At 63.3% G+C, this 18,200-nt stretch carries 13 protein-coding genes; 5 read left to right on the top strand and 8 right to left on the bottom strand.

What is annotated here, in order from left to right:
- The first annotated feature begins 176 nt into the window (after positions 1-176).
- The 4 genes from ACW5DN_RS04130 to ACW5DN_RS04115 all read left to right on the top strand — a co-directional run bounded on the left by ACW5DN_RS04130 (position 177) and on the right by ACW5DN_RS04115 (position 5,369).
- Positions 177-1,640: a C40 family peptidase gene (locus ACW5DN_RS04130; protein ID WP_456961476.1), complete on the top strand. Its 1,464-nt coding sequence runs from the start codon at positions 177-179 to the stop codon at positions 1,638-1,640.
- A gap of 22 nt (positions 1,641-1,662) precedes the next feature.
- Positions 1,663-2,775 (top strand): dipeptide epimerase, encoded by a 1,113-nt coding sequence (locus ACW5DN_RS04125; protein ID WP_456961475.1) that lies wholly within the window; start codon positions 1,663-1,665, stop codon positions 2,773-2,775.
- Between the two features lie 3 nt (positions 2,776-2,778).
- The gene (locus tag ACW5DN_RS04120) at positions 2,779-3,630 is read left to right on the top strand and encodes a MurR/RpiR family transcriptional regulator (protein ID WP_456961474.1); all 852 of its coding nucleotides are present in this window, start codon (positions 2,779-2,781) and stop codon (positions 3,628-3,630) included.
- A gap of 65 nt (positions 3,631-3,695) precedes the next feature.
- The gene (locus tag ACW5DN_RS04115) at positions 3,696-5,369 is read left to right on the top strand and encodes a long-chain fatty acid--CoA ligase (protein ID WP_456962956.1); all 1,674 of its coding nucleotides are present in this window, start codon (positions 3,696-3,698) and stop codon (positions 5,367-5,369) included.
- 61 nt (positions 5,370-5,430) lie between these two features.
- On the opposite strand, the gene lysS is transcribed toward ACW5DN_RS04115, so the two are convergent.
- From lysS to ACW5DN_RS04100, 3 genes are all read right to left on the bottom strand, one after another.
- Positions 5,431-6,954, bottom strand: a complete 1,524-nt coding sequence (lysS, locus tag ACW5DN_RS04110) for a lysine--tRNA ligase (protein ID WP_456962955.1) — start codon at positions 6,952-6,954, stop codon at positions 5,431-5,433.
- Positions 6,955-7,014: 60 nt separating this feature from the next.
- A protein-coding gene (gene prfB / locus ACW5DN_RS04105) for a peptide chain release factor 2 (RefSeq protein ID WP_456961473.1) occupies positions 7,015-8,143 on the bottom strand; the annotation gives its coding sequence in 2 pieces (ribosomal slippage) (positions 7,015-8,067 and positions 8,069-8,143; 1,128 coding nt in all).
- A 90-nt stretch (positions 8,144-8,233) separates the two neighbouring features.
- Entirely contained in the window at positions 8,234-9,043 is an 810-nt protein-coding gene (locus ACW5DN_RS04100; protein ID WP_456961472.1) for a LytTR family DNA-binding domain-containing protein, read from the bottom strand.
- 234 nt (positions 9,044-9,277) lie between these two features.
- Here ACW5DN_RS04100 and ACW5DN_RS04095 point away from each other — a divergent pair, with 234 nt between their 5' ends.
- Positions 9,278-10,489, top strand: a complete 1,212-nt coding sequence (locus ACW5DN_RS04095) for an acyltransferase family protein (protein WP_456961471.1) — start codon at positions 9,278-9,280, stop codon at positions 10,487-10,489.
- On the opposite strand, the gene recJ is transcribed toward ACW5DN_RS04095, so the two are convergent.
- The 5 genes from recJ to carA all read right to left on the bottom strand — a co-directional run bounded on the left by recJ (position 10,452) and on the right by carA (position 18,112).
- On the bottom strand, positions 10,452-12,179 hold the full coding sequence (gene recJ, locus ACW5DN_RS04090) for a single-stranded-DNA-specific exonuclease RecJ (RefSeq protein ID WP_456961470.1): 1,728 nt from the start codon (positions 12,177-12,179) through the stop codon (positions 10,452-10,454). The genes ACW5DN_RS04095 and recJ overlap by 38 nt on opposite strands.
- Positions 12,176-13,132, bottom strand: a complete 957-nt coding sequence (locus tag ACW5DN_RS04085) for a phosphoglycerate mutase (protein WP_456961469.1) — start codon at positions 13,130-13,132, stop codon at positions 12,176-12,178. The genes recJ and ACW5DN_RS04085 overlap by 4 nt, the downstream gene beginning before the upstream one ends.
- Before the next feature lies 1 nt (position 13,133).
- A complete protein-coding gene (gene greA, locus ACW5DN_RS04080) occupies positions 13,134-13,610 on the bottom strand; it encodes a transcription elongation factor GreA (RefSeq protein WP_456961468.1) in 477 nt (158 codons plus the stop codon).
- Between the two features lie 94 nt (positions 13,611-13,704).
- Positions 13,705-16,956 carry a carbamoyl-phosphate synthase large subunit gene (gene carB, locus ACW5DN_RS04075; RefSeq protein ID WP_456961467.1) on the bottom strand — a complete coding sequence of 1,084 codons (3,252 nt, stop codon included), beginning with the start codon at positions 16,954-16,956 and terminating at the stop codon, positions 13,705-13,707.
- 1 nt (position 16,957) lies between these two features.
- Positions 16,958-18,112 carry a glutamine-hydrolyzing carbamoyl-phosphate synthase small subunit gene (gene carA, locus ACW5DN_RS04070; protein ID WP_456961466.1) on the bottom strand — a complete coding sequence of 385 codons (1,155 nt, stop codon included), beginning with the start codon at positions 18,110-18,112 and terminating at the stop codon, positions 16,958-16,960.
- Between the last annotated feature and the right edge of the window lie 88 nt (positions 18,113-18,200).

Genomic DNA, 18,200 nt, shown 5'->3' with positions numbered 1-18,200 from the left:
TAAAACCCCTCCTGCCTTGACCCCCATGGAGAGCTGTTTAGCACGGCCCCCACCGATAAGCAATAATATATTCTCGACTATCGTGATATAAGAATGATGTATTCCGCAGTGCACAATAGGTGTTTGACGCGATCATCCCGACCCATTCACCCCGACCAGTCCATGAAGGTATGACGATGCGATTGCAGTCCATTTCCCTTGCGCTCGGCGTCGCCATCGCGCTTGCTGCTTGCCCGTTGCCGGCGCGCGAGGTTCACGCGCCGGCGGTTGCGCCGATGACCGACGGCATCCCGGCCCACGGTGTAATCGGGGTTGAGGACGCCTACCTGGCCCCCGGGTTCTGGGTCGCACGAATGGATCATCCCGACCGGGTATTGGCCGGACGCGATGCTATCAGCGCCCAGAACGATCGTTTGTTCAAGCTCGACCCGTCGATGCATGATTTGCGCGCCCTGCCCCTGAACCTGGATCGGGCCACGGTGCGCGGCTGGATAGACGCCATCTCGACCGCCCCGACCACGAGCCGCTGGGATGTCGACGGCGTACCGGTTGCCCCCACGACGCTGGAGGCGATGGTCGACAACCTCGCACTGGAGGCCATCGCGGAATCACAGCCGACGCGTTATGGACTGGTCGTCCATCGTGCCGCATTGCGCGGCTTTCCTACCGCGCAGCGGATGTTCAGCCGCCAGGGTGATACCGATATCGACCGTCTGCAGGAGAGCGCGCTGTTCCCGGGCACGCCGGTGGTGATCGCCCACCAAAGTGCCGATGGCGACTGGCTGTTCGTCGTCAGCCCGCGCTACGCGGCGTGGATCGAGAAGCGGCAGATCGCCGAAGGCAGTGCCGCGGACGTGTTTGCTTATGTCGATGACACGCCGTACCGGGTCATCACCGGCGGCACCGAGCACACCGTTTTCACCCGCGAGGAGCCGCGAGTCTCCGGGCTGCAACTCGACATGGGGATTCGTTTGCCAGTAGCGGATGTGCCGCAGAACCGGCCCGTGAATGGCCAACATCCGTACACCGCCCATGTGCTTCGCCTGCCGGTTCGCGACCCCGACGGCACGCTGGAGTTCTTCGCTGCACTGCTGCCAAAACGCGCCGACAGCGCCGCGGATTACCTGCCCCTGACTCCGTCCAACCTGGTGCGGCAGGGCTTCAAGTTCCTGGGTGAGCGCTATGGCTGGGGACACGCCTACGGCACGCGCGATTGCAGTGGCTTCGTGTCCGAGATCTACCGCAGCATGGGTGTACAGATGCCGCGCAACACCAGCGCGCAAGCCGTCAGCCCGGCGTTGCATCACGTGCTGTTCGACCAGGATGACAACCGCGCCGCGCGCATGGCCGCGGTGGCGGAACTGCAGGTCGGCGACCTGGTCTACATCCCCGGTCACGTGATGATGATGATCGGCCGCATCGACGGCGCGCCTTACATGATTCATGACACTCACGGCGGCAGCTACCTGGGCGCCGACGGCACATTGCAGTCGATGGCCCTCAACGGCGTGTCGGTAACCCCGCTGCTGCCGATGATGTTCAACAAAAACCAGGATTACGTCGACCGCATCACCAGCATCGTGCGTCCCCACGACGTGCGCGGCAAGCTGGCGCCGCCGCCGAAAACGAAAACCCACTGACCGGAACCAGGGCACGAACCCCATGAAGATCACTGAAATAAAGTTCGGCATGCTCCGAGTACCGCTGAAGACCCCGTTCAAGACCGCCTTGCGTACCGTGGAGCAAGTCGAGGATATCGTGGTGATGGTGCACACCGACACCGGCCATGTCGGCTACGGCGAGGCGCCCGCGACGGCGGTGATCACCGGCGACACGCACGGCTCGATCGTGGACGCGATCCGCCATTACATCTCCCCGCGTGTGATCGGCGAGGACATCGCCGACCTCAACCGGATCACCCGCCTGATCCAGACCGCGATGGAGAAGAACTCCAGCGCGAAGGCGGCGGTGGAGATCGCCGTCTACGACCTGTTCGGCCAGCTCTACAACGCCCCGCTGTACAAGATGCTCGGCGGCGGCGACCCGGTGATCACCACCGACATCACCGTCAGCGTCGACACCATCGACAAGATGGTCGCCGATTCCATCAGCGCGGTTGAGCGCGGTTTCGACTCGCTGAAGATCAAGGTCGGCAAGGACATCGGCGTCGACATCGAACGGATCAAGGCGATCTACGCCGCGGTCGAGAACCGCGCCCTGCTGCGACTGGATGCCAACCAGGGGTGGACGGCGAAGGAGGCGGTGTACGCGATCCGCGGCTTGGAAGATGCGGGCGTGCGGCTGGAGCTGGTCGAGCAGCCGGTCAAGGCCCGCGACCTGGAGGGGATGCGCTATGTCACCGAACGCGTGCACACGCCGATCATGGCCGATGAAAGCGTGTTCGGGCCGATGGAGGTGATCAAGCTGATCAACATGCGCGCGGCCGACATCATCAACATCAAGCTGATGAAGACCGGCGGCATCTCCAATGCCATCCGCATCGCCGATATCGCCGCGATGCACCAGATCCAGTGCATGATCGGCTGCATGTTGGAAACCAGCATCAGCGTGGCGGCAGCGGTGCATGTTGCCGTGGCCAAGGCCGACGTGATCACCAAGGTCGACCTGGACGGCCCGTCGCTGTGCCTGTTCAACCCGGTCGAGGGCGGCGTGATCTTCAACGAGTCGGAAATCTCGATCACCGACGCACCCGGACTGGGGATTCGCGAAATCCGCGGGATGGAGCCGATTGGCAGCGATGTCGTGGCGGCCTGAGCCGTGTCGGCCCTGCTGAAGATTCGTGCCGAGCGCGACCAGATGTCGGCGATCGAGCGTCGCATTGCCGACTTTGTCCTCGACAACGCGCAACTGCTGCGCGATTACTCGTCCCAGCAGATCGCCAACGCACTGGGGATCAGCCAGTCCAGCGTGGTCAAGTTTTGCCAGAAGCTGGGGTTCAAGGGTTACCCGGACCTGAAGTATTCGGTCGGCGAAGCCATCGTCCGGGCCAGCAATGGCGACAACCAGGTTGATGACCAGGGGAGCGACGCGGATCCCGACGGCTCGGCAGCGGGCGACTTGTGGCAGCGCAAGACCGAAGCGGAGCAGGAAACCCGCTCTATCAATCCGCCGCAATCGGTTGCCGCGGTGGCTACCGCAATAGCGGCCGCGGCCGAGGGTGGCAAGGTGTTTCTGATCGGATTGGGCGCCGACGATATCCGCGCTCGCGCGTTCGCCCTCAAGCTCTCCCTGCTGGGGATCCTTGCCGTACACAATTTTGACCCAGCCCACATGGCTGCCAGCGTTTCCGCCGCCACGCCCGGTGATGTGCTGCTGGTGCTTTCCGAGCATGGAAAGGCAGCGCCGCTATGCCATCTGGCCCGTTGCTTTCGTGAACGCCGAGGCACCGTGATCTCGGTAACCCGGCATACCTCCAATACGTTGCGGGCGTATGCCGACCTGAGCCTGCTGGTATCTGCGCACGATGATCGCGTGCACATCCAGCCCCTGCTCTATCAGTCGGCATTGCAGCACCTGCTGGACCGCGTGTTCGTGCTGTTGTGCGAAAGCGGCCGTGAAGAACAGCTACAAGCCAACCTGGAACAGATTCAACCGCTGCTGGAACTTTGACCCCCGTCATGCTCCAATCTTTGGACGACCAGTACCAACAACGCAGTGCAGACAAGGGGATCGCGATGAGTGTCGAACGTCCGTGGCTTGACCAGTATCCAGCCGGGGTTCCCGAGCAGATCGATGTTGACGAATATCCATCGATCGTTGCGGTACTGGAAAACGCCATTGCCAATTTCCGCGATCGCCCCGCGTTCGCCAACTTTGGCAAGACGCTCACCTACGCCGAGATCGACACCCTGAGTGCACAGTTCGCCGCCTACCTGCTGGGCGAGCTGAAGCTCAGGAAGGGCGACCGCGTGGCGATCATGATGCCCAACTGCCTGCAATACCCGATCGCGACCTTTGGCGTGCTGCGGGCGGGATTGACGGTGGTCAATACCAACCCCATGTACACCGCGCGCGAGCTCCGCCATCAGCTGGTGGACTCGGGTGCGACGGTGCTGCTGGTGCTGGACAACTTTGGCGACACCGTCGAGGAAGTGCTGGGCGACACCAAGATCAAGACCGTCATCACCACCGGCCTGGGCGACATGCTTGGCCCGAAGGGGGTAATGGTCAATTTCGTGCTCAGGTACATCAAGAAGATGGTGCCCGAGTTCAACATCCCCGGCGCGGTACGATTTGCCACGACCCTGAAGCTGGGCCAGAAGCACCCCCTGCCGACGGTCGAGGTACAGCCCGGCGACATCGCCTTCCTGCAGTACACCGGTGGCACCACCGGCGTGGCCAAGGGCGCAATGCTGACCCATCGCAACCTGGTGGCGAACATGCAGCAGGCCGCCGCGTGGGTCGGAACCAACGTGGTGCCGGGCCAGGAAGTCATCATCACCGCGTTGCCGCTTTACCATATCTTCGCGCTGACGGCGAACGGACTGGTGTTCATGAAGTTCGGTGGCTTGAACTACATGATTACCAACCCGCGTGACATGCCCGGCTTCGTCAAGGAGCTCAAGAAGGTATCGTTTACGGCCATCACCGGCGTCAACACGCTGTTCAACGGCTTGCTCAATACGCCGGGTTTCGATGAGGTCGATTTCTCCAAGCTTCGCCTCACCCTTGCTGGCGGCATGGCGGCACAGCGTTCTGTCGCCGAGCGTTGGAAGAAGACCACCGGATGCACCTTGATCGAAGCCTACGGGTTGACCGAGACCTCCCCGGCCGCCTGCATCAATCCGATGGATCTGAGTGAATTCAACGGCGCGATCGGCCTGCCGATCCCGTCCACCGACGCCTCCATCAAGGACGAAGACGGCAACACCCTGGCCACCGGCGAGATTGGCGAGTTGTGTATCAAGGGCCCGCAAGTAATGAAGGGCTACTGGCAGCTGCCAGAGGAAACGGCCAAGGTGCTCGACGCCGATGGCTGGCTGCATACCGGCGATATCGCAAAGATGGACGAGAAGGGGTTCTTCTATATCGTCGACCGCAAGAAAGACATGATCCTGGTTTCGGGTTTCAACGTGTATCCGAACGAGATCGAGGACGTGGTTGCGATGATGCCCGGCGTGCTCGAAGTGGCTGCCATCGGCGTGCCCGATGAGCACTCCGGCGAGGTCGTCAAGCTGGTCGTGGTGAAAAAGGATCCGTCGCTGACCGCCGAGCAGATCACCGCCTACGCACGCGAGAACCTGACCGGCTACAAACGGCCCAAGGTGATCGAGTTCCGGACCGAATTGCCCAAGTCCAACGTCGGCAAGATCCTGCGCCGCGAGCTGCGCGACGAGCCGACCGAGTGATCGACTGATTCAAAATCGCGACTGTCCAATCCCCTCTCGATGAGGGGATTTTTTTTCCTGTTCACCCCTCAGGCCGCATATACGGAAACAACAACACGTCGCGGATTGACGACGAGCCGGTCAGCAACATCACCAGCCGGTCGATACCCACGCCCAGACCACCAGTGGGCGGCAAGCCGATCTCCAGCGCGCGGATGTAGTCGGCGTCGAAATGCATCGCCTCGTCGTCACCGCCCTCCTTCGCCTCGACCTGAGCCAGGAAGCGTGCCACCTGGTCTTCCGGGTCGTTGAGTTCGGAAAAGCCGTTCGCCAGTTCCTTGCCACCCACGAACAGCTCGAAACGGTCGGTCATGCCCGCATCGTCATCGCTGGCGCGGGCCAGTGGACTGACCTCGACCGGATGGCGGGTGATGAAGGTCGGCTGGACCAGGGTGTGCTCGACGGTCTTCTCGAAGATCTCCAGCAGCAGCTTGCCCCAGCCATACCCGGGTTTGACTGCGACTTTCAACCGCGTGCAATGGGCGCGCATGGCGTCGATGTCACGCAATTCCTCGCGCCGGATCTCGGGATTGTGCTCCAGCACCGCGTCGCTCATCGTCCAGCGCCGGAACGCCGGGCCGATGTCGATTGACTGCCCATCCCATTCCAACTGGGTGGTCCCGAGCACGGACGTCGCGATGTCGCGGATCAGGGCTTCAGTCAGATCCATGACCTCGTTGTAGCTCGCATAGGCTTCGTACAACTCGAGCATGGTGAACTCGGGGTTGTGCCGGGTCGACACGCCCTCGTTGCGGAAGTTGCGGTTGATCTCGTACACCCGCTCCAGCCCTCCGACCACCAGCCGCTTGAGGTACAACTCCGGCGCGACGCGAAGGTACAGGTCAAGATCCAGCGCGTTGTGATGGGTCGTGAACGGTTTGGCCGTGGCGCCACCGGGGATGTAATGCATCATCGGCGTCTCCACCTCCAGGAAGCGCCTGGTGTCGAGCCACTCGCGCATCGCGCGGATGATCTTGCTGCGCTTGACGAACACCTCGCGCGCCTCGGGTGAGACGATCAAGTCGACATACCGCTGGCGATAACGCTGCTCCACGTCGGCCAGGCCATGGAACTTGTCGGGCAACGGGCGCAACGACTTGGTCAGCAGCCGCAACTGGTCGACCTTGACCGACAGCTCGCCGGTGCGGGTACGGGTCAGGACGCCATGCGCGCCGATGATGTCGCCGACATCCCAGCCCTTGAATGCGGTGTAGGTATCGCCCAACACATTGGCTTGCAGAAACAGTTGCAGCCGTCCGGACTCGTCCTGGATCTGCACGAAGCTGGCCTTGCCCATCACGCGCTTGAGCATCAGCCTGCCGGCAACGACGACGCGATGACCCTTGGCCTCCAAAGCCTCGGCGGCCCACTGCCCTGCATCGGCGTACTCCGCCTGCAGGTCGCCGGCATAGTCCGCACGACGGAAGTCGTTCGGGAACGCAATCCCCTGCCCGCGTAGCGCGGTCAATTTCGCGCGGCGCTCGGCAATGAGCTTGTTCTCGTCCGGCCGGCTTTCGTCGGCCTGTTGGTTTCCATCGTGGGGCATGGCGGTGTCGGTCATGGTCATTTCAAGTTACGGATAAGGGAGCTTGCAGGCAGGCAAACACTATCTCGCGTCGCTGCGTTTGGCGCCGACTTCGAGCCCCGCCTTCAGGCTGGCCGAGACAAACTCGTCCAGGTCACCGTCAAGTACGTTCTGGGTGTCGCTGCGTTCCACGCCGGTGCGCAGGTCCTTGATCCGGCTCTGGTCAAGCACGTAATTGCGGATCTGGCTGCCCCAGCCGATATCGGACTTGGTTGCCTCCACCGCATCGCGTACCGCATTGCGCTTCTGGATTTCCAACTCGTACAACTTGGCCGACAGCATCTTCATTGCACGGTCGCGGTTGGCGTGCTGGCTGCGTTCGGTCTGGCAGGCAGCCACGGTTCCGGTGGGCACGTGGGTGATGCGCACCGCCGACTCGGTCTTGTTGACGTGCTGTCCACCGGCGCCGGAGGAGCGATACACGTCGGTCTTGAGGTCGGCCGGGTTGATGTCGATCTCGATGTTGTCGTCGACTTCCGGCGACACGAACACAGAGGTAAAACTGGTGTGACGGCGGTTGTCGGAATCGAATGGCGATTTGCGCACCAGACGGTGCACGCCGGTCTCGGTCTTCAACCAGCCGTAGGCGAAGTCGCCTTCGACCCGGAACGTTGCCGACTTCACCCCAGCGACATCGCCGCCGCTGACCTCCATCAGCTCCGCCTTCCAGCCGCGCGACTCGGCCCAGCGCAGATACATGCGCAGCAGGATCTCGGCCCAATCCTGGGCTTCGGTACCGCCGGCGCCGGCCTGGATGTCGACGAATGCGGCGGCGTTGTCCATCTCCCCGGAGAACATGCGGTGGAACTCGAGCTCATCGACATCCTTGGCGCAGGCTTCGATGTCCTCAATCACCGCCTGGGCAGTGTCGTCATCGCCTTCCAGCTCCGCCAGCTCCAGCAGTTCCTCCGCGCCGGTCACGCTCTCGGTCAGGCGGCGGATGCCGTTGACGACCTTGTCTAGCGACGCGCGCTCGCGACCCAGTGCCTGGGCACGCTCGGCATCGTTCCAGACATCGGGGCTTTCCAGCTCCCGGTTTACTTCTTCAAGACGCTCGACCTTGATGTCGAAGTCAAAGATACCCCCTGAGCGCATCCAGCCGATCCTTGAGATCGACGATGCGCTCGTGGACGGGATTCAGTTCGATCATGTCCGTGATTTCATTGCAAATGATGACCGCCAATTCTAGCAGGCGCGAGGCTTGCCGGCGCCTTGGGTCTATCCAACGCTCAAGTGGCCATCAAGTCCCGGTACCGGGGTCGAGCCGCTCTCTGAGTGTCTGGCGATAACGACGACTGCACGGCAGCGGCGCACCGTTCTTGAGGTGTACCCGCGCGTCCCCGCTATCGAGCGGTTCGATCGAGGCGATCTGGTTGAAATTGACGATGTAGCTGCGGTGGATACGCACGAACCGCGTGGAGTCAAGTTTCGACTCGATGCCGGCAATGGTGCTGCGTAGCGGGTAGTCGCGTCCGTCCAAATGCAGATTGACGTAGTTGCCCGAAGCCTGCAGCCACTCCACGTCCGCCGCAGCGATCAGGAATTCCCGCCCGAGTTTCCGCACCAGGAAGCGTTCGGGGCGCTCGACCGGCTCCACCGCGAGTCCGCCGTCGGGTACATCCAGCACGCTGGCCTCGCCTTGCAATCGCAACACCAGCAGCCGGTAGCCGTGGATCAACAACACCATGCCGATAAAGGTACGGACATCCTTGGAGTACTCGTAAAGCAGCTCGGCCGGCCAGTTGCCGAAGTCGTAGCTGAAACCTTGGGTGAGATACACCAGTTTTCGAACCGCCACCATGCCCGCAACATGCAACACCGACCAGACGACGCTGGCGGGCAGATACCACGCAAGGTGGCGGCGCCAGGTGTCCAGGTGCAGTGGCCAGCGCCGGGTGAACCAGAGCAGCACCGGCACCAGTGCCAACTGCAGCAACCCGCTGCTCCATGACCACGTCAGCGGCTCCCACCAGTCCAGCGCCAACTCCAGTCGCTGGTAATCGGCCCATTTCGCGTAGCTGCCGCCCAGTGCGCTCAGGCAGCAGCTCACGACCCAATAGCCGATCTCGAATGGTCGGCGGTGAGCGAGATACCGTTCGGCTGAGCTCAAAGTGTTGGCGGAGGCATCCTGCATCCGCGCATCATACGGAACCACCGCGCCGGCACGCCGCGGTTCGTCCCTGTAGTCCACTGTTGGTCACAAACCCCGCGCGATCAATCACTTGCCGACGGTTTGGCGGTTGTCCTGCGGATACGGTTGGTGGACTCGATAGCGGACTCTCGCATGCCTCGCCGACACGACATCGACGCCTTGCGCGTCATCGCGTTTGCCATCCTGATCCTTTACCACGTCAGCGGCGTGTATCAGGTCGATGCGGATTTCCACATCGTCAGCAGTTACCAGAACCAATGGCTGGACTACGTCCGGATCGTGTTCAACCGCTGGCGCATGCCGTTGCTGTTCGCAATTTCCGGTGTCGCCATCGGTCTTTCGTTTCCGGGCAAGAGCCCAGTCCGCTTCGCACTTCTGCGGACCTGGCGGCTGTTGCTGCCACTGACGTTTGGCATGCTGTTCATCGTATCGGTCCAGGCGTATTGCGAAGGTGTCAGCAAGGGCGCATTGGCACCGGGCTTCTGGAACTTCCAATGGCGTTACCTGCAAGTACGACCCTGGCCAGAAGGGACGTTCACCGGAGCGTCGCATGGAATCACCTGGAACCATCTGTGGTACCTGGCCTACCTGTGGGTATACACATTGGCCCTGATGACGCTCGCGCCGGTGCTGCGGTCCAGCCACGGCGAGCGGACGTTGGCCTGGCTGGGTCGTCCGCGCCATGGACTGCTGCTGTTGGTACCTACGGCCCTGTTTTTCGCGTACCTGGTGGTGTTGAAGCCCCGGTTTCCGGAGAACCACGCGCTCGTTGGGGACTGGTACCTGCATGCCGAATATTTTTCGGTATTTCTGCTTGGTTACATCATTGCCGACCAATCGGCGCTCTGGCAGCGACTGGCACAATTGCGGTGGCCGATGACGAGACTGGCCATCGCCGCGATCCTGGTGGAGTTGTCGTTGAAAGCGGCCAGCCAGTACTTGCCGGCTGGGGAAATCCCGGCTGCGCTCCAACCGCTACCGTGGGGCTTGATCGAACGCGCCGCACGCGCCTTGTACATGTGGACGGCACTACTGGCGATCTTCGGCTGGGGCCATGCGTACCTGAATCGCCCGATGCGCTGGCTGCCGTACGCCACCGAAGCCGTCTACCCCTGGTACATCCTGCACCAGAGCCTGATCGTGCTGGCTGCGTACTGGCTGATCCCGCTGAGGCTCGGGCCCTGGCTGGAGCCGATCCTGGTCATCCTGTCGACGATCGCCGGATGCCTGGTATTGCACGAGTTCGTGATCCGACGCACGGCCGTGTTGCGGCCGCTGTTCGGCCTCAAACGGCCACCGACATCGCTCAAGCGGCTTCGCGGTGCACCACGACCAATTGGATAGCGTCGCCGCCGCGGTAGTCGTCGGCTTCGAGCCGGTAGGCGATGCGGACTCGTGCGGACGGCGGCTCGCCGATCCAGCCGCCAAACTCGATGGCGTTCAGGCGCGTGCGTCCGAGGCCGAGCTCCAGTTTGAGGTGGCGCTCGCCGACCACGCGCCAACGCAGCACGTCAAATTCTCCATCGAACTGCGGCTCGGCAAAGCCCTGCCCCCACGGCCCGCCATCGCGCAGTGCGTCGGCACTACGACGGGTGAACTCGTCGCTCGCCAATTCACCGTCGCTGAGGATCTCGGCCTGCAGCAGTTCGGCATCCAGGGTCGCGGCGACGCAGTCGCGGAATGCCTGCGCGAACGCCCCCATCGACGCGGCCGGCAAGGACAAGCCAGCCGCCATTGCGTGACCGCCGAAGCGCTCGACCAGACCGGGGTGGCGCGCATTGACCATCGCCAGTGCGTCACGGATATGGAAGCCGGGAATCGAGCGCGCGGAGCCGCGCAGCGTCGCGCCACCGGGTTCAGCCGGGGCGAACGCGATCACCGGACGGTGCAGGCGCTCCTTCATTTTCGATGCGACCAACCCCACCACTCCGGGGTGCCAATCCGGGTCGAACAGGCAGACCGCGAGCGGCGGCGTCACGGTGTCCAGCGTCACCTGGGCGAAGGCTACTTCCGCCTCTTCAGTCATTTGCTGCTGGACGGCGCGGCGCTCGGTGTTGATCCGGTTGAGGGTATCGGCGATCTCGCGGGCCTGGTTCATGTCATCGGTCAGCAGGCATTCGATGCCCAGCGCCATGTCTTCCAGCCGGCCCGCGGCGTTCAGGCGCGGCGCGATCGCAAAGCCGATGTCGCTCGCGCTCAGCCGGGCGGGATCGCGCTTGGCGACGTCGATCAGCGCACGCAAGCCGGGACAGCCCTGCCCGGCGCGCAGGCGACGCAGGCCGGCGGCCACCAAGGCACGGTTGTTCGCATCCAGCGGCACCAGGTCGGCAATGGTGCCCACAGCGACCAGATCAAGCAGCCGGCTCAGATCGGGGCCATTGCCGTCCATGCCGACATCCAGCTTTCCGGCATCGCGCAACCGTCGGCGCAGTGCGAGCAACACGTAGAACATCACCCCGACGCCGGCCAGCATCTTGCTGGGGAAACCATCGCCGGGCTGGTTCGGATTGACGATGGCATCGGCCGGGGGAAGCGTGTCGCCCGGCAAGTGATGATCGGTTACCAGCACTTGCCAACCCAACGCCTTGGCAGCCGTGATACCGGCGTGGCAGGCGATGCCGTGGTCAACGGTGACCAGCAGGTCGGGCTGCAGCGCGGCCAGATCGGCTACCAACCCCGGCGACAGCCCGTAACCATGAGTCATCCGGTTGGGCACGGCATGCGACACATGGCGGGCGCCCAGCATCCGCAAGCCGCGCACGGCGACGGCGCACGCGGTGGCGCCGTCGCAATCGAAATCCCCGACCACCAGTATCTGGCGGCCACCCGCAATCGCGTCGGCAAGCAGCCTGGTTGCCGCGTCCAGCCCGCGCAATGTATCGGGCGGCAGCAGGTTGGCCAGCTTCGGACGAGCCTGGTCAATGGAGGTTGCGCCGCGGGCACCGTAGATGCGCTGCAATAACGGCGGAACCTGTGCTGGCCACGAGTTGGAATCCACCACCGGCCGGCGGCGCAACTTGCTGATGGGCGTCATTCCGACGTGGCCGATGGGGCGGCCACGAACGAGCGCCATGGACGACGCCAGAACCGCCAGCGCTGCCGGGGTGTCAGCAGAAGCTGGTGGCCATCGGCGAAATCAATCGTGGCGCGCGTCAGCTTGCCGGCCTGCAGATCGACCAGCAGGGGCAACCACCAATCGCGATCAAACACGGCCAGGTCGCGCAGGTGACGCAGGTCGAACAGCTGCCCGCCCTCGCCCGCCTGCCAACACGACGGTAACGGCCCGTTGTGGGTACCGGCGGCGGTCGCAAAGGCGATCAGGGTGTCGTCGTCACTGAACAGGCTTGCGTGGGACGTTCGGACGGAATGCGGAACGCGACTCGCCCCCCAGAACCACAACGAGTTGACCGGTGCCAACCCCGCCGACGCACGTTCGATGTTGCGTGGGTGATTGTGCAGGACTACCTGCGCTTCGCTCAGCAAGGCACGCCAACGACGGCCTTCCGGGCCTTCCGGCAACTGATCGAACAAGTCCGCACCAAGTGCCTGGTCCAGCGACGCCATCACCGGCAGCGGTGCGCCCGCTGGCATTTGCAAGTACCAACGGCTCGGATGCGGTGCATCGATCGGAAAACCGATGTCACCAAACAGTGGCTTGAGCGCCGGCAGGAACGCGGCGCTATCGGCCGCGCTCAGCGACAAGGCATTCCCATGCGACAGCAGCCGGGCACCATTGATGTCGGGCTGGATGTAGACCGGGTCGGCCCGAAGCCATGCGGATCCGACTGCGTCGCCAGCGTCGACCTGGCGGGTTACCGCTGCTACCGGCCAACCCCGCGGCAGAATGTCGAACTGACGTGCCACTTGATCGCCCTCGACCCGCGACTGATCAGCGCGCCCAAACCATCGACCGGCGCTTTCCGATAACCGCTGGCCACCAAATCGGCTTCGTGCCGACAGCAGCAAGGTGACCGTGTTGGTGGTCATCTCAATCGATGTAGCGTACGGCGGCGATCTCGTACTCCCGGGTGCCGGCCGGGGCCTCGATGCTGACCTCGTCGCCCTCGTTGCGCCCGATCAGCGCCCGCGCGACCGGTGAGGAGATCGCAATCAGGCCCAGCTTGATATCCGCCTCCAGGTCGCCAACGATCTGGTAGGTCTTTTGCTCTTCGGTATCCAGGTCCACCAAGTCGACCGTGGCCCCGAACACGATCTTGCTGCCCACGTTGAGGGCGCTGATATCGATGATCTGGGAGTTGGAGAGCTCGCCTTCGAGTTGCTTGATGCGGCCTTCGATGAACCCTTGCTGCTCGCGCGCGGCGTGGTACTCGGCGTTCTCCTTGAGATCGCCGTGGGCGCGTGCTTCGGCGATCGCATGGATCACGGCGGGGCGCTGGACCGACTTGAGCTCTTCGAGCTCGATGCGCAGGCGCTGTGCGCCCTTGCTGGTGATTGGTGGTTGCATTGATGGATCCTTGGCAGCCGCAGGGCTGCCGGTAGTTAGTCCGACAATCGGTGGTTTCGCAGCGACGATTGTGCCCGGATCGCGCGAGGCAAAGCTAGACGGTGTCGGCGACCTTGCCATGCAGGTCTTGCAACGACAGCACCGGACCGGTGTTGCGGTAATCAAGCGACAACAGCAATGCGCGGGCACCCGAGATCGTGGTCGAATAGGTCACCCGCTGCTGCAGGGCCTCGCGACGGATCGAGAAGGAATCGGCGATCGCCTGCCGGCCCTCGGTGGTGTTCACGATATAAACGATCTCGCCATTCTTGATCAGGTCGACGATGTGCGGGCGGCCTTCATTGACCTTGTTCACCAACTGGCACTCCAGGCCCTGATCACGCAGGAACCGGGCGGTGCCGCCGGTGGCCACCAGTGAATAGCCACGACGAACCAGGTCTTGCGCCACCGGAAGAACCCGCTGCTTGTCGGGGTCTCGAACGGAAACAAACACCTTGCCGCTGCTGGGCAGCGCCTTGATATCGCCAGCCTCCTGGGCACGCGCCATTGCCGCACCAAAGTTGAGGCCCACACCCATGACCTCGCCGGTGGAACGCATCTCCGGCCCCAGGATCGGGTCGACGCCCTGGAACTTGGCAAACGGGAAGATGGCTTCCTTGACCGAGTAGTAGCCGGGAATGATCTCCACCGTTGTGCCTTGCTCGGCCAGTGTCTTGCCGGCCATGCAGCGCGCGGCAATCTTCGCCAGTGGCATGCCGGTGGCCTTGGATACGAACGGCACCGTACGCGACGCACGCGGGTTGACCTCAAGCAGGTAGATCGTGTCTTCACCCGCCTCGTTGGTCTGGATGGCGAACTGGGTGTTCATCAGCCCGACCACGTTGAGCGCCCTGGCCAAAGCGACCACCTGCTCGCGCAGGCGGGCCTGGGTATCGGCCGACAACGAGTACGGCGGCAGCGAGCACGACGAGTCGCCCGAGTGCACCCCGGCTTCCTCGATGTGCTCCATCACCCCGCCGATCAGTACGTTGCCGTCCTTGTCCGCAATGATGTCGACGTCGACTTCGATCGCGTTGTCGAGGAAACGGTCCAGCAACACCGGCGACTTTTCGGAGACCCGCACCGCGTCGCGAATGTAGCGTTCCAGGTCGGCGTCGGAATGCACCACCTCCATCGCGCGGCCGCCAAGCACGTAGCTGGGACGGACCACCAACGGATAGCCCACTTCACCGGCGAGCAGCAAGGCCTCCTCCGGATTACGTGCGATGCGGTTGGGTGGCTGCTTCAGGCCGAGCTTGTCGACCAACTGCTGGAAGCGCTCGCGATCCTCGGCCAGGTCGATGCTGTCCGGGCTGGTGCCGATGATCGGCACCCCGGCGGCCTCCAAGGCTTCGGCCAGCTTCAGCGGCGTCTGGCCGCCGTACTGGACGATCACGCCCTTGGGCTTTTCCAGGTCGCAGATCTCCAGCACGTCTTCCAACGTCAGCGGCTCGAAGTACAACCGGTCGGAGGTGTCGTAATCGGTGGACACGGTTTCCGGATTGCAGTTGATCATGATGGTCTCGAAACCATCCGCGCGCAGTGCCAGCGCCGCGTGCACGCAGCAGTAGTCGAACTCGATGCCCTGGCCGATCCGGTTGGGGCCGCCGCCGAGCACGATGATCTTGTCGCGGCCGGTCGGCTTGGACTCGCACTCGTCCTCGTAGGTCGAGTACATGTAGGCAGTTGTGGTGGCGAACTCGGCGGCGCAGGAATCCACGCGTTTGTAGACCGGCCGCACGCCAAATGCGCGTCGCAGGGAACGCACGGCGGTCTCGTCGGTGCCGGTCAGCTGTGCCAGCCGCGCGTCGGAGAAGCCCAGCCGCTTGAGCGCGCGCATGCGAGTGGCATCCAGCGCCGACAGGCCGGCCTTGGCGACTTCAGTCTCCGCCGAGATGATCTCTTCCATCTGATCCAGGAACCACGGATCCACGAAGGACAACGCGTGCACGTCTTCCACGCTCATGCCGGCGCGGAACGCATCACCGATATGGAACACGCGGTCGGGGCCGGGTTCCTTGAGCTCACGGCGAACCTCGGCCATGCCTTCCGGACTGCCCAGATCCAGGCCGGTAGGGTCCAGGCCAACCTTGCCGGTTTCCAGGCCACGCAGCGCCTTCTGCAGCGATTCACCGAAGGTCCGGCCCATCGCCATCACCTCACCCACGGACTTCATCTGGGTGGTCAGGTGGGAGTCGGCCTGGGGGAATTTCTCGAACGCGAATCGCGGAATCTTGGTGACGACATAATCAATCGACGGCTCGAACGACGCCGGGGTTGCGCCGCCAGTGATGTCGTTGCGCAACTCATCAAGTGTGTAGCCGACCGCCAGCTTGGCCGCGATCTTCGCAATCGGGAAACCGGTCGCCTTGGACGCCAGCGCCGAGGAACGCGACACGCGCGGGTTCATCTCGATCACCACCACCCGTCCGGTCTGGGCGTTGATGCCGAACTGGACATTGGAGCCACCGGTGTCGACGCCGATCTTGCGCAGCACCGCAATGGAGGCATCGCGCAGGCGCTGGTATTCCTTGTCGGTCAGGGTCTGGGCCGGCGCAACGGTGATCGAGTCGCCGGTGTGCACGCCCATCGCGTCGAAGTTCTCGATCGAGCACACGATGATGCAGTTGTCCGCGGTATCGCGGACCACCTCCATCTCGAACTCCTTCCAGCCCAGCACCGACTCCTCGACCAGCACCTCGTTGGTCGGCGACAGCTCCAGGCCCCGCTTGATGATCTCCTCGAACTCTTCCCGGTTGTAGGCGATGCCGCCGCCGCTGCCACCCAGGGTGAAGGACGGGCGGATGATGGTCGGGTAGCCAACCGTCGCCTGGATCTCGACCGCCTCCTCGAACGTCCTGGCGACCGCCGCCTTCGGACATTCCAGACCGATCTCGGCCATCGCGACGCGGAACAGCTCACGATCCTCGGCCATCATGATGGCCTCGCGCTTGGCGCCGATCAGCTCGACGTTGTACTTCTCCAGCACGCCGTGATCGGCCAGGTCGAGCGCGCAGTTCAGCGCGGTCTGACCGCCCATCGTCGGCAGCAACGCGTCGGGGCGTTCCTTGGCGATGATCTTCTCGACCGTCTGCCAGTTGATCGGCTCGATATAGACCGCGTCGGCCATTTCCGGATCGGTCATGATCGTGGCCGGATTGGAGTTCACCAGCACTACCCGGTAGCCCTCCTCACGCAGGGCCTTGCAGGCCTGCGCGCCGGAGTAGTCGAACTCGCACGCCTGTCCGATAACGATCGGACCGGCGCCGATGATCAGGACGGTCTTGATGTCGGTACGCTTTGGCATGTCAGTGGTTCTCGGCGTGTTGGTCTTGCATCAGCGCAATGAAGCGATCAAACAAAGGTGAGACATCTTGCGGGCCGGGACTGGCCTCCGGGTGACCCTGGAAACCGAACACCGGTGCACCCGGGATCTCGATGCCCTGGTTGGAGCCGTCGAACAAGGAACGATGGGTGACCCGGACGTGTTCCGGCAACGTGGCCTCGTCGATCGCAAAACCATGGTTCTGGCTGGTGATCATTACCCGGCCACCATCATGACCATCGCCGCAAAGATCCTGCACCGGGTGGTTGGCGCCATGATGGCCAAACTTCATCTTCATCGTCCGCGCGCCACTGGCCAGTCCCAGCAACTGATGCCCCAGGCAAATGCCGAACATCGGGATCCTGCGCTGGATGAATTCGCGGATTGCATTGATAGCGTAGTCGCACGGCTCCGGGTCGCCCGGACCATTGGACAAAAAGATGCCGTCGGGTTGGAGCTCCAGGACGTCGGCAGCCGCCGTCTGGGCCGGCACCACGGTGATCCGGCAGCCACGCTCGGCGAGCATGCGCAGGATGTTGCGCTTGATGCCGAAGTCGTAGGCAACGACATGGAACCTGCCGTCGGTCTTCGAGAACACGTTGTTGTCGAGGTCGAGCTGGCCGTCGGTCCATTCATAGCGCTCGCGCGTACTGACTTCCTTCGCCAGATCCATGCCCTTCAGGCCGGGAAACTTGCGTGCCGCTTCGATGGCCTGCTCGGCATCGATGTTGTCGCCCGCCATCACCGCACCGCTCTGGGCGCCATGGCTGCTGAGCATGCGGGTCAACTTGCGGGTGTCGACGTCGGCGATCGCGACCACGCCGCGCTGGGACAACCAGCTTGGCAGGGACAGCTGGCTACGCCAGCTACTCGGCCGCCGCGGCATGTTGCGGACGATCAGCCCGGCCGCCCAGACCTGGCTCGACTCGTCGTCCTGGTCATTGATGCCGGTATTGCCGATATGGGGATAGGTCAGTGTTACCAGTTGGCGCGCATACGATGGATCGGTCAGGATTTCCTGATAACCGGTCATCGCGGTGTTGAACACCACTTCCCCGACCGACAGGCCGGGTGCGCCCATGGAAATGCCCTCGAAGATGGTGCCGTCTTCAAGCGCGAGAATTGCGGGTTGGGTCACGGTGATCGCCTTGGCTGCCAGGGGATGCTGATTCCATCAAGCGCGGCGCGGGTCGAAACTCAGGCTGCAGCAAAGCGCGGACGCGGCT

It is taken from the genome of Lysobacter sp. A289 (assembly GCF_054072675.1).
The sequence above is the reverse complement of the archived record's forward strand: the minus strand, read 5'-3'. Positions and strand labels throughout refer to the sequence as shown.

Bases quoted from the DNA above. Each gene is read 5' to 3' on its own strand.
- ACW5DN_RS04085 (WP_456961469.1), bottom strand. From the start codon at position 13,132: ATGACCACCAACACGGTCACCTTGCTGCTGTCGGCACGAAGCCGATTT.
- ACW5DN_RS04115 (WP_456962956.1), top strand. From the start codon at position 3,696: ATGAGTGTCGAACGTCCGTGGCTTGACCAGTATCCAGCCGGGGTTCCC.
- ACW5DN_RS04125 (WP_456961475.1), top strand. From the start codon at position 1,663: ATGAAGATCACTGAAATAAAGTTCGGCATGCTCCGAGTACCGCTGAAG.
- carB (WP_456961467.1), bottom strand. From the start codon at position 16,956: ATGCCAAAGCGTACCGACATCAAGACCGTCCTGATCATCGGCGCCGGT.
- greA (WP_456961468.1), bottom strand. From the start codon at position 13,610: ATGCAACCACCAATCACCAGCAAGGGCGCACAGCGCCTGCGCATCGAG.
- lysS (WP_456962955.1), bottom strand. From the start codon at position 6,954: ATGCCCCACGATGGAAACCAACAGGCCGACGAAAGCCGGCCGGACGAG.
- ACW5DN_RS04130 (WP_456961476.1), top strand. From the start codon at position 177: ATGCGATTGCAGTCCATTTCCCTTGCGCTCGGCGTCGCCATCGCGCTT.
- ACW5DN_RS04095 (WP_456961471.1), top strand. From the start codon at position 9,278: ATGCCTCGCCGACACGACATCGACGCCTTGCGCGTCATCGCGTTTGCC.
- recJ (WP_456961470.1), bottom strand. From the start codon at position 12,179: ATGACGCCCATCAGCAAGTTGCGCCGCCGGCCGGTGGTGGATTCCAAC.